This is a genomic window from Flavobacterium algoritolerans, from assembly GCF_030010385.1.
Lineage (GTDB): Bacteria > Bacteroidota > Bacteroidia > Flavobacteriales > Flavobacteriaceae > Flavobacterium > Flavobacterium algoritolerans.
In genome coordinates, this window is sequence record NZ_JASCRZ010000006.1 from 90,211 (window position 1) to 105,554 (window position 15,344).

General features: G+C 33.0%; 16 protein-coding genes. 10 read left to right on the forward strand and 6 right to left on the reverse strand.

Annotated elements, in window-relative coordinates:
- Positions 1-740: 740 nt before the first annotated feature.
- On the reverse strand, positions 741-1,160 hold the full coding sequence (locus tag QLS65_RS13135; RefSeq protein ID WP_282712985.1) for an Lrp/AsnC family transcriptional regulator: 420 nt from the start codon (positions 1,158-1,160) through the stop codon (positions 741-743).
- 106 nt (positions 1,161-1,266) lie between these two features.
- On the opposite strand from QLS65_RS13135, the gene QLS65_RS13140 reads away from it, so the two are divergent.
- Together QLS65_RS13140 and QLS65_RS13145 are read left to right on the forward strand one after the other, a co-directional pair.
- Entirely contained in the window at positions 1,267-1,926 is a 660-nt protein-coding gene (locus QLS65_RS13140) for a sulfite exporter TauE/SafE family protein (protein WP_282718323.1), read from the forward strand.
- A gap of 179 nt (positions 1,927-2,105) precedes the next feature.
- A complete protein-coding gene (locus QLS65_RS13145) occupies positions 2,106-3,335 on the forward strand; it encodes a multidrug effflux MFS transporter (RefSeq protein WP_282713078.1) in 1,230 nt (409 codons plus the stop codon).
- 13 nt (positions 3,336-3,348) lie between these two features.
- On the opposite strand, the gene QLS65_RS13150 is transcribed toward QLS65_RS13145, so the two are convergent.
- The 4 genes from QLS65_RS13150 to QLS65_RS13165 all read right to left on the reverse strand — a co-directional run bounded on the left by QLS65_RS13150 (position 3,349) and on the right by QLS65_RS13165 (position 8,392).
- The gene (locus tag QLS65_RS13150; RefSeq protein ID WP_282718324.1) at positions 3,349-4,629 is read right to left on the reverse strand and encodes an NAD(P)/FAD-dependent oxidoreductase; all 1,281 of its coding nucleotides are present in this window, start codon (positions 4,627-4,629) and stop codon (positions 3,349-3,351) included.
- Positions 4,630-4,724: 95 nt separating this feature from the next.
- Positions 4,725-6,062, reverse strand: a complete 1,338-nt coding sequence (locus QLS65_RS13155) for a DEAD/DEAH box helicase (RefSeq protein ID WP_282718325.1) — start codon at positions 6,060-6,062, stop codon at positions 4,725-4,727.
- 151 nt (positions 6,063-6,213) lie between these two features.
- On the reverse strand, positions 6,214-7,758 hold the full coding sequence (locus tag QLS65_RS13160) for a DEAD/DEAH box helicase (RefSeq protein ID WP_099715539.1): 1,545 nt from the start codon (positions 7,756-7,758) through the stop codon (positions 6,214-6,216).
- A gap of 106 nt (positions 7,759-7,864) precedes the next feature.
- Positions 7,865-8,392 (reverse strand): DUF6155 family protein, encoded by a 528-nt coding sequence (locus tag QLS65_RS13165; protein WP_282718326.1) that lies wholly within the window; start codon positions 8,390-8,392, stop codon positions 7,865-7,867.
- Positions 8,393-8,494: 102 nt separating this feature from the next.
- Here QLS65_RS13165 and QLS65_RS13170 point away from each other — a divergent pair, with 102 nt between their 5' ends.
- The 3 genes from QLS65_RS13170 to QLS65_RS13180 are packed head-to-tail and all read left to right on the forward strand — an operon-like array spanning position 8,495 to position 10,442.
- Entirely contained in the window at positions 8,495-8,773 is a 279-nt protein-coding gene (locus QLS65_RS13170; RefSeq protein ID WP_282712979.1) for a DUF3817 domain-containing protein, read from the forward strand.
- Positions 8,766-10,022: a mechanosensitive ion channel family protein gene (locus QLS65_RS13175; RefSeq protein WP_099715536.1), complete on the forward strand. Its 1,257-nt coding sequence runs from the start codon at positions 8,766-8,768 to the stop codon at positions 10,020-10,022. The genes QLS65_RS13170 and QLS65_RS13175 overlap by 8 nt, the downstream gene beginning before the upstream one ends.
- Before the next feature lie 27 nt (positions 10,023-10,049).
- The gene (locus QLS65_RS13180; RefSeq protein WP_282712977.1) at positions 10,050-10,442 is read left to right on the forward strand and encodes an ACT domain-containing protein; all 393 of its coding nucleotides are present in this window, start codon (positions 10,050-10,052) and stop codon (positions 10,440-10,442) included.
- Between the two features lie 21 nt (positions 10,443-10,463).
- On the opposite strand, the gene QLS65_RS13185 is transcribed toward QLS65_RS13180, so the two are convergent.
- Complete coding sequence (locus QLS65_RS13185; protein WP_099715534.1) at positions 10,464-10,847, reverse strand: acyl-CoA thioesterase; 384 nt, start codon at positions 10,845-10,847, stop codon at positions 10,464-10,466.
- A 69-nt stretch (positions 10,848-10,916) separates the two neighbouring features.
- Between QLS65_RS13185 and QLS65_RS13190 the strand changes: the two genes are divergently transcribed.
- The 5 genes from QLS65_RS13190 (at position 10,917) to QLS65_RS13210 (ending at position 15,338) form a co-directional block, all read left to right on the forward strand.
- Positions 10,917-11,318, forward strand: a complete 402-nt coding sequence (locus QLS65_RS13190; RefSeq protein ID WP_099715533.1) for a glyoxalase — start codon at positions 10,917-10,919, stop codon at positions 11,316-11,318.
- Positions 11,319-11,530: 212 nt separating this feature from the next.
- A complete protein-coding gene (locus QLS65_RS13195) occupies positions 11,531-12,244 on the forward strand; it encodes an esterase family protein (protein WP_282718327.1) in 714 nt (237 codons plus the stop codon).
- Positions 12,245-12,262: 18 nt separating this feature from the next.
- A complete protein-coding gene (locus QLS65_RS13200; RefSeq protein WP_282718328.1) occupies positions 12,263-13,210 on the forward strand; it encodes an ATP-grasp domain-containing protein in 948 nt (315 codons plus the stop codon).
- 150 nt (positions 13,211-13,360) lie between these two features.
- Positions 13,361-14,467 (forward strand): carboxylate-amine ligase, encoded by a 1,107-nt coding sequence (locus QLS65_RS13205; protein ID WP_099715530.1) that lies wholly within the window; start codon positions 13,361-13,363, stop codon positions 14,465-14,467.
- A 40-nt stretch (positions 14,468-14,507) separates the two neighbouring features.
- Positions 14,508-15,338, forward strand: coding sequence for a type 1 glutamine amidotransferase (locus QLS65_RS13210; RefSeq protein ID WP_099715529.1), 831 nt, complete (start codon positions 14,508-14,510; stop codon positions 15,336-15,338).
- The last annotated feature ends 6 nt before the right edge of the window (positions 15,339-15,344 follow it).

The window sequence follows — 15,344 nt, forward strand, 5'->3', positions numbered from 1 at the left end:
AGCAGTGGAATGCTCCTCTCAATGATATAAATCAAATAACATGCAAAAATCGAACTATTTATATAATAGAGCATTCCGTACAATCGGGAATGCTCTATTTTTTTTATCTCTTATCCAAATATTCCCCAAGTTTAATTTTTTTTATCTCTTATCTAAATGAGCATTTACGAGGGATTAAAAGATAAAAATGACTATTCAGTAACGGTCTACCACGGCAAAGAAAGAAGACTATTCACCGAGTATGTACATTCAATATACAGTTATTCTCATTGGCTTAAAAAACAGTCAATTACATGGGATTATCTACTGGTGTACGTTAGGAGAACTAGAAAGATACTTTGTTACTATAAAAATGGAGATTTTTTACACTCAAACCCTGATTTCCAAATAAGGGGCAGAATAAAAACAGGTTGGTAATATAAACAAAAAAAGAGGCTCAAACGCTGGTGGAACAGCTCGCCTCTCATTGATATAAATCTATGGCAAATATACACAAAAATTCTTTACATACTATAAATTATAGTGCATCTTATTGCAATGGAATATTATCATTTTTAGGTGTATTTCAGCATTTTTATACCAATATTATTGAGATGTTCGTTTCTGTTATGAAAATTATACTATTACATCTGCTACATTCAAAGGCTTAATTTTTTCAAATAAATACTCCGGTAACGATAGCAATAACAAGACCTGCAGACAGATTCTAAATAATCTAAAAATAAATCAGTTAGAAGAAGCTATAAATCTTTCAAATCTGATAAGATTAAATGTGTTGTCGGTTCTCCATAAACCAAAAGTCTGTCGATAAATTGTTGCAGATGCAATTGATCAATTAAAACAACTTTCATGAAAATATTATGCGTTCCGGTAATTCTGTAAACTTCATATATTTCAGGAAACTGGTTCAAATCATCACAAAATATTTTAAGCTTTCCACTAAATAATTTGAACATAATAAAAACTTCTAAGCCAAAGCCGAGTTTTTTATTATCGAGTTGAACATTATAACCTTTTATAACTTCAGTATCTTCTAGTTTTTGAACCCGTTCTCTAACTGATGATGGCGAAAGTCCTATTTGTTTGCCAATTTCTACAAATGAAGTTCTCGAATTAACTTTGAGACTTTCTATTATTTTTAAATCAAGCGTATCCACCATAAATAAAGTTTTAATATAGGCTAAAATACATTTATATTATGGAATAATGATGTTAAATCCGTGGATTAAATTTTAGTTTAACTAGGTGTTATTCTAATTTTGCACTATGGATATGATGTTATTGCTGCTTACTATTGGAATTTTTACTGGCTTTTTTGTTCAAACTATTACCGGATTTGCGGGTGCATTAATTGCGTTACCTTTTTTACTATTTGTAATGCCACTACCGGATGCAATTGGGTATTTATCTATATTCTATTTTATTTCTACACCTATTCATGTGTACAAAGAATGGAATTATATAGACAAGCCTCTTCTTAAAAAATTAGCTTTATCGTCATTTTTTGGACTACTGATAGGAATTATAGTATTAGCATACGGCCAGCCCGTAATTCTAAAAAAGGCATTGGGTGTATTTATAATTCTGTTTGTTTTAAATAGTTTAAAAGCAAATAAAGAGATACAGTTAATCTCAAAAATGAAATATTTTTTTGGATTTTTAGGTGGTTTCTTTTCAGGTGTTTTTTCAACTGGCGGACCTTTATATTTAGTAATTGTAAAAAACGAAACTTCAGATGTGAAGACTTTACGTGCCACTATGTTTGGCGTTTTGGGTTTGATAACATTCATGCGAATTCCTGTCCTTGCTTTCGAAGGGATTTTAACCGTAAATCAATTGTACAACTCATTGTATGTTTTGCCTTTTTTCATACTGGCTTTGATATTGGGTAAAAAAGTATACTTAAAATTAAATGAGCTTTTTTAAAGAGGATTATGTTAGGGCTTCTTTTTCTGTCCGGAATTATGTTATTGATTAAAAATTAATTGCTTCATTTCAATCAATCTGTTTTGCAACAGTTTAAATTTATTGAATCTAACAATTGATTCGCCTTTTAAATATTTACCTTTGCAAAAATTAAAAAAGATTCCATGACTGATACCGTAATGACAAAAGCAAAATATTTAAAATTAATTCTAATTTTAGGTTCACTGACAGCACTTGGTCCATTTTCAATAGACATGTATTTGCCTGGTTTTGCAGGAATTGCCAAAGATTTGAATACTTCTGTTGCTAATGTTTCCATGACTCTTTCCAGTTATTTCATTGGAATTTCTGCGGGACAATTGCTTTACGGACCATTATTAGACCGTTTTGGACGTAAAAAGCCGCTGTTTATAGGACTCTTAGTTTACATTTTAGCTTCTTTAGGTTGTGTTTTTGTAACCGACATTGATACTTTCATAGGTTTGCGTTTTATTCAGGCTATTGGTAGCTGTGCAGCGACCGTAGCATCGGTTTCTATGGTTCGTGATTTATTTCCTGTGAAAGATATTCCAAAAGTATTTTCTTTATTAATGTTAGTGGTTGGGCTTTCGCCAATGTTAGCGCCTACAGTTGGAGGTTATATAACAGAAGATTATGGCTGGCATACTGTCTTTTTTATATTGATGTGCATGGGGATTTTAATTCTTCTAGCAGCTCAAATTGGGTTGCCAAATACGTTTAAGCCAGACACTTCAATTTCATTGAAACCAAAACCAATTATTTCAAATTTCATCAGTATTGTAAAGGAACCACAGTTTTACACCTACGCGTTTACGGGTGCTATCGCTTTCTCAGGATTGTTTACTTATGTAGCGGCCTCCCCTATTTTATTTATGGACATTTTTAAAGTTGACGGAAAAACGTATGGTTGGATATTTGCTTTTATGTCATTAAGTTTCATTGGTGCCAGCCAGCTGAATTCATTCTTGTTACGAAAATTCACGAGTGAACAAATGATTTATGGCGCATTAATCACGCAATCTTTCATTAGTATTTCATTTCTTATTTTGGCAATGAATGATCTTTTGGGTTTATATGAAACTATTGCGATGTTATTTTTGTTCTTAGCGTGTTTAGGAATTTCAAATCCGAATACAGCGGGACTTACCCTTGCGCCTTTTTCAAGAAATGCAGGAAGTGCTTCGGCATTAATGGGTGCCATTCAGTTAGGATTAGGAGCATTAGCTTCTTTTGCAGTAGGTATTTTTGTTAAAAATTCAATGTTGCCAATGGTTATGATTATGGCTGTTTCAACAATTCTGGCTTTGATTATTTTAATTTTCGGAAAACGAAACATAAAAAAAACTATTACAACTTCTCACGATGAGGGAATTGCAATAGTTCATTAATTATAGATTTAATTTATTGTTGTTTTGGCTCCGTTTTTATTTTTTTATCGGGTCTGATAATCATACGTAACGATTGATCTTTAGCAAAATAAGCAATCATCCAATTGAAGAATGTTTTCACTCTGTTGCGATACGTTATCAATGAAATCAGGTGAATAAATAACCAAATTATCCATGCAAAAAATCCTTTGAAATGCATTTTTGGTTTTGGTAAATCAACCACAGCCTTATTTTTCCCAATAATAGCCATAGATCCTTTATCGTTATATTTAAAGGGTTTTAATGGCTTTTTTTGGCGCATTAATTTAAAGTTATCAGCTAAATTTATTCCTTGCTGAATAGCAACTTGTGCCACTTGCGGATGACCATTAGTAAAAGCTTCATCTGTTAGTTGAATACAAGTATCGCCTATTGCATAGATATTCTCCGTGCTATTAACTTTATTGAAAGCGTCCGTAGCCATTCTTTTTCCGCGGCCATAACTTTCTGCTGGAATTCCTTCGAAAACTTTTGCTGTAACTCCTGCAGCCCAAATTAAATTTTTGGTTTGAATTGTTTCCCCATTTCCAAAATATACTGTGTCATCAATATAATCAACCACAGTTGTATTTAATTTTACTACAACGCCTAATTTTGTCAGCGCTTCTAATGTATCTTCCTGTGAAGCTTTGCTCATTGGAGATAAAACTGCATTGGCACCGTCAACCAGGTAAATATTACTTGCTGTTGTGCTTAATTCCGGATATTCTTTCAATAAAATACTTTTACGCATTTCAGCAAACATTCCCGAAACTTCAACACCAGTCGGACCTCCACCGGCAACTACAATGGTTAATAATTTTCTGCGTTCGCGAATGTCTTTGCAAATGGCTGCTTTTTCTAAATTTTTCAATAATGTATTACGCATCACAATGGCATCATTGAGTGTTTTCATTGGAATGGCATTTTTCTTTACGTTTTCCATTCCAAAATAACTCGTTTCGGCACCAGTGGCAAAAACCAAGCAATCGTATGTTAATTCGCCATTATTGAGAATGATTTTATTTTCTGAAAGATTAACTTTTAATAAATTTCCCAGACGGAATTGTAGATTTTTTTTACCCGAGAAAAATTTTCGAAAAGGGTAACTGATACTTGAAGGTTCTAAAAAAGCGGTAGCAACCTGATAAATTAGTGGCGGAAAGAAATTATAATTGTTTTTGTCAACGAGTGTTACATTGATTCCTTTTTCATTTACTAGTTCTTTAGCAAGATTTAATCCTGCAAATCCTCCTCCTATTATTATAATTTCCATATTATATTTTAAGTCTAAAATTAAAAAAGCATCCATAAATATACGTTATTTATGGATGCTGATAAAATATTAAATATTAAAAAAACTTTAAATGTTTAGTTCTTTTTTAGTCTTTTAACGGGTTTTTCTAAAGGTTCATTCTTGTTTTGAAGGATGTAATTAGCCAACAATTTTTCGATTAATTCATCTTTAGTCAAATGATGAAAAACTGTTTTTATTTTTTCTTTTAATTCTGCAGCAACATCATGATTGGGTTTTGTCTTGAAAATTTGCTTCGCCCATAATAACGTATTATTTTCTTCGATGCTGGCAACAGTTGGTTTCTTGAATTGAGTAAATTTAATTCCCAACTCTTTTTCGAAATCTGCAATTTCAACTACTTCTTCGGGTTGCATAACAGTCAAAGAAAGACCCTTTGCTCCTGCTCTTGCCGTTCTTCCGCTACGATGTACATAGGCTTCGTAAACATCAGGTAAATGATAATTAACCACATAAGAGATTTCTTTTACGTCAATTCCTCTTGCCGCTAAATCTGTTGCTACTAATATATTGATATGTCCTTCACGGAATTGCTCCATGATTCGGTCCCGAATTCCTTGTGATAAACTACCGTGTAATGCGCCTGATGAAAACCTATTGATAGCTAAGTTTTTAGCTAATTTATTGACTGCAGCTTTCGTTTTGCAAAAGATGATTCCGCGTTCTCCCTCTTTCGAATTCAGGAAATGCATCAAGACATCTAGTTTTTCAATGGGATCCACCACAATATATTCATGTTCAATTCCTTGATTTCCTATCGTTTCCATGTTGGCACTAACTTGCACCACATTTTTATTCAAATAGTTCTGAATCAATTGTTTTATTGTTCCAGGCATGGTTGCCGAGAATAAATAAGTATTGTGAGTTACAGGTAATTCAGTTACAATTTCGTCTAAGCTTTCTTTCAATATCGTAACCATTTCATCGGCTTCATCGAGCACAAGGAATCTGGTTTCTTTTAGATTTATGGCTTTGCGCTGAATCAAATCAATCAATCTTCCGGGAGTTGCCACAACAATATGTGTAGGCAATGAAAGTCGTTCTATTTGTGGTTTAATTGGAATTCCTCCACAAGTTGCCGCAATAGAAACTTGTGGCAAATATTTTGAAAATTCTTCTAAGTTTCTAAAAATCTGATGTCCTAATTCACGCGTTGGCACCAAAATAACAGCTTGTACAACTGATAAATTAGTATCTATTAATTGTAAAATAGGCAATCCAAAAGCCGCTGTTTTTCCTGTACCGGTTTTAGCAAGTCCAACCAAATCTGTGGTGTTTGATAAAAGTAACGGAATTGTTTTTTGTTGAATTTCTGTTGGTACAACAATTTTCAATTCGGTAATCGCTTTTAATATTGGTGCTGAAATTCCTAAATCAGAGAATTGTTTTGGCATTTTTTTGGATTTTATATTTTATAAAAAATAGTTGTTTTGTAAACGGTAATTTTTAGCCCCGATGGAAACGGCATCCTGTTGTGGTCTCGTTTTTTTACGAGACCACAACAGATATAGTGTACAGCGGGATTAGCTCCTTGAAAAAGAAATATTAATCTTCATCCGGTTCGTTCATGATTTTCTCACGATATTTTTTCCCGGTTAACAATACCAGTTTCAATTTGTAATCGTCAACAAGCCACTCGCGGTAATTTTTACTGCACTGACTCAAACATTTTGAATAGCGCTTGATGCGGCAATCGATATCATCATCTAACAGTTTTCCTAATGCTTTTGCTTCTTGCAGTGTTTCAGAATTATCAACACACATGGCAGCGTGCTGTTCCAATGATTTTTCCAGTACTTCTTTGGAACGTAAATTTTGCTTGATGATGAGTTTGTGCTCTTCATCGACATCAAAAGTCACGACTTCGGTTTTACTGAATTTAGCGCGTACATCGGGCGGCATGCTGTATTTAAAATACAATTCGATTTCTGTATCATCACGTAAATTCTCTAAGTAAAACTCCGGTGATTTAAAGATGTGTTGCCAGTTTACCGGCTCACTCCACAATCCGAATCGTGCTGCATTATTACCTAAATCGATAACGCTAAAAGTATCTTTATTAGGTAGTTTTCTGGAACCACGACCAATCATTTGGTAATATAAGGTCAATGATTTTGTCGCTCTGTTCAGAATAATGGTTTCTACAGTAGGTTCATCAAAACCGGTGGTAAGAATCCCAACCGATGTTAAAATTGCATCCGGCGTATGCTTAAACCAATGTAAAATATCTTTTCTTTCCTCGTTATTACTGGTGTTGTCTAAGTGACGAATCGCATAACCGGCTTCTCTAAATGTTTCATACACATATAAAGATGTATTGATTCCATTATTGAAAATTAAGGTTTTCTTGCCTAAAGATTTCTCGGTATAGGCATGCAATAATTTTTCCTGCATCGCCATATTTGTGTACAAATCATCAGATGATTTAACGGTATAATCCCCATTGATACCGACTTTTAACGAAGTCAAACCGACATCATAACTATACGTGACTGCTTTGGCCAAAAAGCCATTTGCAATCAAAGAACTAATAGTGTCCCCTACGATTAATTCATCGTAGCTTTCATGCATTGGTAATTTAATATTCGAACTTAAAGGTGTTGCGGTAACGCCTAATATGAATGCGTTTTTGAAAGAGCTTAATAATTTTCTGAAGGAATTGTAATGCGCCTCATCGATGATTACCAATCCTACATTATCTAAATGCAGTTTTTCATCGTTGATACGGTTTTTCAAAGTTTCGACCATGGCCACAAAACAAGAATAATCGTTTTGGTCCGGAAGTTCTTTTACTTTACTGTTGATGATTTTGTTTTTTACATCAAAACCCTTCAACATTTTTGAAGTTTGCTTACACAACTCAATTCGGTGTGTTAAAACAACTACTTTTTTATCGTGTTGTGATAAATAACGGCGTACTATTTCTGAGAATACTACTGTTTTTCCACCACCAGTAGGCAATTGATATAACAAATGGTGTTGTGGAGGTGCATTATCTATGCGTTCAAATATGGCATCAATATCGCCTTGTTGATACGCATAAAGTTCTTTTTTGTCTTCGATTTCTATTTCTAAAGTGTTTTGGGACATTGCTTATTGTTGGATTTTTGCAAAAATACACCTAAAAAACAGTTTAATTGTCAATTTTAATTAAAAAAAATAGGATTGATTAAATAAAATTGAATTATGCAACCGCTCAATATTCAAATCGCTCTATTATAGCATTAAACTCCGGTTCGTTGAACCACTTTTGGTTGATGGTTTCGGTATGAATTCCTATTATTCTTGTTTTGAAATCATTAAGTATTCCATTTGCAATCAAGAAAATAACGGCTTGCTCAAAAGAATTGAACATACTTTTAAAAAATAAGTCTTGCTTTACGATGTGTTCAGAGGAGAATGTTTGTGCAATTTCGATGTTATAGAGCATTACATCTGCAATTATGAATGGATCTACACCCAAAAGTGTAAAATGCTTGATGTATTTTTGGGCAACGGAACGCCTCATTTTTGGTTTACTGCGTCTTCCTGCCTTTTTTAAAGGGTAATATTCATTCGAAATTTTGAGCTTGCATTCCTGTGAAAGCGTTTCTTCCTTTGGATTAAAAACAAAATTATAATAGACTTTTACGGGGCTGAATTTCTCGTACAATTCAATAATTTGTTCTTCGAGTTGCTCCTTATTAAGTTCGGCTAAATATTTTTTTAAATCGCGTTTGCTCATTATCAAAGTTTAAGAATACAAAAGTAATTTACTTTAGGAAGGAATGCATCGAAAATCAATGATAATACTTAATTTTGTCAATTATCACTTAAAATAAAATAAATGCTTAAGATTTTTAAGGTTACAGCAATAGTAGAAGGTATATCTGCCTTATTGTTATTTTTCTTTGCTATGCCAATGAAATACATTTTTAATGATCCTATTTATGTCAAACACATTGGAATGGCTCACGGCGTATTATTTACTGCCTACATTATTTTGGCAACAATTTTAAAGTTTAGTGAAAAGTGGGATTTAAAAAAGTATTTTATCATTTGTATTGCGTCAATTCCTCCTTTTGGTACTTTTTACATAGAAAAGAAATACTTGAAAAATGTATAAATTAATAGAAAAAATATTCAATTTTCTATATCCTATATTCAGAAAATGGGGATTAGGCAGCAGTTTTGCTTCTTACCTGAGTCTGTTTATAAATATTGCTATACTTTGCGTATTGGCATATGCTATTTATGTAGTCTTTCGTCTTATTTTGGTAACAATTATGGCGGTAATCGCCCAGAAAACTAAAACCAAATTTGATGATTTATTAGTATCTAATAAAACGGCTAAATACATTGCACATTTAATTCCGCTATTGTTTATTTATAAATCGGTTCCAATTATTCTGGAACGATATGAATATTGGGAAGGCGTTTTTGGAAAACTTGTTGGGATTTATATTGTACTGCTTGTTTTATGGATTATCCGAACTATTTTCAATGCATTACGAGATTATTTAAAGCTAAAACCAAGATACAGCGATAAACCTATTGACAGTTTTATTCAAGTAATCATGATTGTTCTTTGGGCAGTTGGGATTACAGTGATTATTTCTAAATTATTTGATATTGACCAAAAAGAGCTTTTAACCATTTTAGGAGCTGTTTCTGCGGTAATAATTTTGATTTTCAGAGATACAATTTTAGGTTTTGTCTCCAGCGTTCAAGTATCCATAAACGATATGGTTCGAATTGGCGACTGGATTACGATGGATAAATTTGGTGCCGATGGAGATGTAATTGAAATAAATTTGGCAACAGTAAAAGTCCGAAATTTTGACAATACAACCACTACAATTCCAACATACAGTTTAAGCTCCGATTCGTTTCAAAACTGGCGCGGAATGCTGAATTCAGATGGAAGACGTATCAAAAGACACATTCTTATTAAAACGAGCAGTATCCGATTTTTGGAAGAAGCAGAATTGAGTGACTTGAAGAAAATCCATCTGATATCAGATTATATTGACACCCGAAAATTAGAAATAGACGAATATAATTCTAGCCATAAAATTGATAAATCTATTGCGATTAACGGACGAAATTTGACTAATTTAGGTTTGTTTCGAAAATACATTACAGAATATTTATTCAATTATCCGGGATTAAATAAGGATATGTTGATGCTTTGTCGTCAATTACAATCTACATCACACGGAGTTCCTCTCGAGGTTTATGCCTTTTCACATGACAAGCGATTTGAGAATTACGAGTACATCATGTCGGATATATTTGATCATATTATTGCTTCTGTAAAATATTTTGATTTGGAAATTTTTGAAACGGTATCCGAAAATGATTTCAAAGTATAAAAAATTTTAAATGCATTCTACATTAAAATGAGCGGAGAAAAAGACTTAGAGAAGTTGCTTAAAAAAATGAAACCGGAACATACTTTAGGAGAATATGTCTTTTGTGTGGTTGATGATTTGGCAAATCTAAATCTTAACGATGTCATTATGACATTCAAAGAGCAGGAAGGTACTACCATAGTGATCAAGAAGGAATTTGCCGATAGTCTAAAATTAGAATATTCTTTTATTGCTTCTTGGGTTACTTTAACCGTTCATTCTTCACTGGAAGCTGTTGGATTAACCGCTGCTTTCTCCAATGCTCTTTCGCAGGAAGGAATAAGTTGCAATGTGGTAGCCGCTTTTTATCACGACCATATTTTTGTAGATAAAAAAGACACTGATAAAACAATGGAAATCCTTAATCGATTTTCAAAGTAAAAGCGAAAATATTAAATCTAATTACAAGCGATTCTTAACAAATTCAATTTCGGTTTTTCCGTGTGCTTTTGGTTTTCCGTTACCATCTAAATTTACCATTGTAGTGTGATCAATCGTGATAATTGTTTCGCGTGTCATCATATTTCTAGCTTCACATTTTAGCGTTAGCGAAGTATTTCCAAATTTTAAAACATCAATACCAATTTCTATAATATCACCTTGTTTTGCTGAGCTTCTGAAGTTGATTTCCGACATGTGCTTGGTTACAATTCTGGTATTTTCTAATTGAATAATGGTGTATAAGGCCAATTCTTCATCAATCCAAGCCAGTAATTTACCTCCAAATAATGTTCCGTTAGGGTTTAGATCTTCTGGTTTTACCCATTTCCTAGTATGAAATCGCATAATTTTTCTTTATATCTGCAAAAATAAACTTTTCTTATGGCTATTTTCTTTATTTTTAAAGAAAAAAAAATGAGCGAACGTGATACGTTTTTAAAAGAATTCAGAGGACAAACAATAGGCTCCGTAACCAATCAATCTTCAACCGAAGAATCATTTCAAAATGAAGTACTTAGGCCTATTTTAAAACTACAAAACGATTTGTTTATAGCTTCATTCATTAATTATGTAGCAAAAAACAAAGCAGATTTTTATAGCTACACCGTTGAAAAAAAATTATCGGTTATAGAAAATGCTATCCAAAAAGACATCAAGTTTAGAAATGCTTTAAAAGGAATGATAATCGCATTATTCACTTTGGATGAATATGCCGTTTATATAAAAAACTCGTCAAATATCAATAAAAGAATGATGAGCATGTTAATTGAAAGACTAAAAAGTCAAGTCCAATTGTTTGAATTAAAGGAAAACTAAAAAAAGGAATCTTGATTTTTTTAATTTTATAAATATGTTAAAAGGAATTGATTTGTTGTTTATAATTTAAAAAACAGCGACATATTCATTCAAATTTTACAATTAAATTACAATTTGACAATCGTAATGTTTTATACAATAAATCTTAATTAAGCATAAATATTTATGTCATTTGCACGAATTTTTTCATTATAATTGTTAAAAATAAAGTTATGAAGGAAGAATATTTTAAATGGCATTCACCCAATCTTAACAGGGATATTGAAATGTTAGTTTTTGGACACGCAGGATATCCTATTATTTTATTTCCCACTTCTATGGGCAGTTACCATGAAAATAAGGATATGGGATTGATTGATTCCGCAAGATGGTATATCGATCAGGGTTTAATCCAAATATTTTGTCCGGACAGTATCGACAAAGACAGTTTTTACAATAAAAATATTCATCCAGTACATCGCATAGAAAATCATGTCAGATACGATAAAATGATTTGTCATGAAATTGTTGAAAAGATAAAGAATAATACTTCCTCAGGAAAAGTTGCTGTAGCAGGTTGCAGTTTTGGTGGTTATCATGCGGCAAATTTTGCTTTCCGTCATCCAGGTTACGTGAGTCATATGTTCTCGATGAGCGGTGCATTCAACATTAAAAGTTTTATGGATGGTTTTCACAATGATGATGTGTTCTATAACAGTCCTGAAGATTATTTATACGGACTAGATGATTATGAATTATGGAATATGGATATCGTTTTAGGGACTTCTAACTGGGATATTTGTTTTGATGCTAATCTAAAATTAAGCAAAGTACTTAGTGACAGGAATATTCATCATTGGTTGGATATTCGTCAGGAACGCAAGCACGACTGGCCTGTATGGAAAGAAATGTTTCCACATTATTTATCAAGAATTAAATTTTTTTAAAATTATAAACGTATCAAGATGAAAAAAATCGGAATTTTATTTGGAATGGAAGACACCTTTCCGCAAGCATTTATTGATCGTGTCAATTCAAAAAATGAAAAAGGAATCATTGCCGAAGCTGTTGCAATTGATAAAGTGGTTCAAAATCAAGACGGTGAATATGCAGTAATTATTGACCGAATTTCGCAAGACGTTCCTTTTTATCGTGCTTATTTAAAAAATGCCGCTTTAACAGGAACCAATGTAATTAACAATCCTTTTTGGTGGAGTGCTGATGATAAGTTTTTTAATAATGCTTTGGCAGATACGCTTGGAGTTCCATTGCCTAATACGGTGATTCTTCCTTCAGCTGAACATCCTACTGATACAACCGGAAAATCATTCCGAAATTTAAAATACCCAATGGATTGGGAAGGAATCTTTGACTACATTGGATTTCCGGCTTACATGAAACCGTACGCTGGCGGAGGTTGGAAAAATGTATACCGATTAGAAAACAAAGAAGAGTTTTGGGAAAAACATCAGGAAACAGGGCAATTAGTAATGATGTTACAAGAAGAAATTGTTTTTACGGAGTATTTCAGAGTGTATTGTTTGGGCTGCAAAGCTGTTCGAATTATGCAATACGAACCTAGAAATCCGCATCATTTGCGCTATGTAATTGATGGACCTCCAGTAGATAAAAAGTTATTGGCAATTATAAAAGACTACACTTTGCGTCTTTGTAAAGGTTTAGGATATGACTTTAATACGGTAGAATTCGCAGTTCGTGACGGAATTCCGTATGCGATTGATTTTGGAAATCCTGCGCCTGATGCCGAGTTGACTTCGGTGGGTGCTGAAAACTTTGAATGGGTAGTTGAAGAAGCTGCTAAAATGGCTATTGCTGCTGCAAAAAAACAAAAACCAGGAAAGATAAATTTAACTTGGGGAACTTTTATAAAAGATGCCGCTGCCGGGAAATAAGATGCTATTGATTGTCGAATACCCTAGTCCCGATTAAAGTGAAAATCCTTTTTTGTTCTGAACTTTTTCAGGACAAAAAAAGATTGAAACGGAAAGTGGACACGAGCGAAGCGAACTGACGGAGTAAATAGCTCCTAAAAAAATAAATTAATGAAAAAATTACCTGTTTTTACACTTGGTGTAGAAGAAGAATATCAAATTATTGATCCTGAAACGAGAGATTTACGCTCGCATTTGTCAAAAATTGTGGATGGTGCCAAAATAATTTTAAATGAGCAAGTTAAGGCCGAAATGCACCAATCAGTGGTGGAAGTTGGTACCAATATTTGCCATAGCGTTAATGATGCCAAAAATGAGATTCGGTTTCTGCGTTCAAAAATCGTTGAATTAGCGGATAAACAAGATCTTATTGTTGGTGGTGCAGGGACACATCCATTTTCAAAATGGCAAGATCAACCCATAACTGACGACCCAAGATACCACGATATTGTTAATGAATTACAAGATGCGGCACGTTCTAATTTGATTTTTGGAATGCATTGTCACGTAGGTATTGAAAACCGCGAAATTGGTTTGCAATTGATGAATCAAGCGACCTATTTCCTGCCTCACATATTTGCGCTTTCGACAAATTCCCCTTTTTGGGAAGGAAGAAAAACGGGTTATAAATCCTTTAGGACTAAAGTTTTTGATAAGTTTCCAAGAACTGGATTACCAGAATATTTTGATTCTGTAAGTTCGTACGAAAACTATTTAGATACTTTGGTAAAAACAAATTGTATCGATAATCCAAAGAAAATTTGGTGGGATTTACGCTTGCATCCTTTTTATAATACGATAGAATTCAGGATTTGTGACATGTGTTTAACAGTTGATGAAACCATTTGCATAGTAGCGATTATTCAAGCAATTGTGGCTAAACTCTACAAATTGAACATGAACAATACGAGTTTCAATATTTATCGATTGGCGTTGATTAAGGAGAATAAATTTCGTGCTGCCCGCTATGGAATCGATAATAATATGATTGATTTTGGACTTCAAAAAGAAGTGGAAACTAAAATGCTCATCTTAGAATTATTAGACTTTATTGACGATGTTGTTGATGAACTGGGAAGCCGTGAGGATATTAATTATGTTCATGAAATTTTGAAAAATGGAACCGGAGCTGACAAACAATTAACTGTTTTTGAAGAAACAGGTGATCTTTGCAAAGTCGTGGACTTTATAACTGGCGAATTTACAAAGGGATTGTAAAATATAAATTATCTTTGCGCATCGTTTTTTAAAAATAGTTATGTCGAATAAAATTATAAAAATAGCGCTTTTAGATATGTACAAAGGGGAACCTAATCAGGGGATGCGTTGTATAATTGATGTTGTAAACAGGTTCAGTCCTGTAGTTAGTTTTGAAATATTCGATGTTCGGGTAAAATGTGAATTACCGGATATTAAAGAATTTGATATTTATATTTCTACCGGTGGTCCAGGGAATCCATTAATTGGAGATGGAAATTGGGATGTGAAATATTATGCGTTTATTGATTCGTTGAACAAATGGAATAGTGAAAATGCGGTTAAAAAGCATGTACTGTTCATTTGTCATTCTTTTCAAATGGCTTGCTTGCATTTTGGGTTGGCCACGGTTACCCGAAGAAATGATACTTCTTTTGGTGTAATGACCATTCATAAAACCAAAGAAGGAGTTACAGATCCTTTATTTGAAGGACTTGCAGATCCTTTTTATGCAATTGATTCCAGAGATTATCAAGTAGTACAGCCTAAGCTTAGTGTTTTTGCCAAAAAAGGAGCTAAAATTATTTCGTTGGAGAAAATTAGAGATCATGTTCAATACGAGCGTGCTATCATGGCGGTTCGCTTTACAGATTATTTTGTAGGTACTCAATTCCATCCCGAAGCAGATCCAATAAGTTTTGTCTCTCATTTAAGAAACAAACAGGCAAAAGAAAAAATTAGGGCTATGAAAGGAAAAAGGAAGTTTAGAAATATGTTGGAAGATTTATTAGATGATGATAAAATATACCGAACTAATGAAACCTTGATTCCAAACTTTCTAAGAACTGCTATTAATGACTTGATGAAAACAAAGAAAATGCTTTCTAATTAATAAATT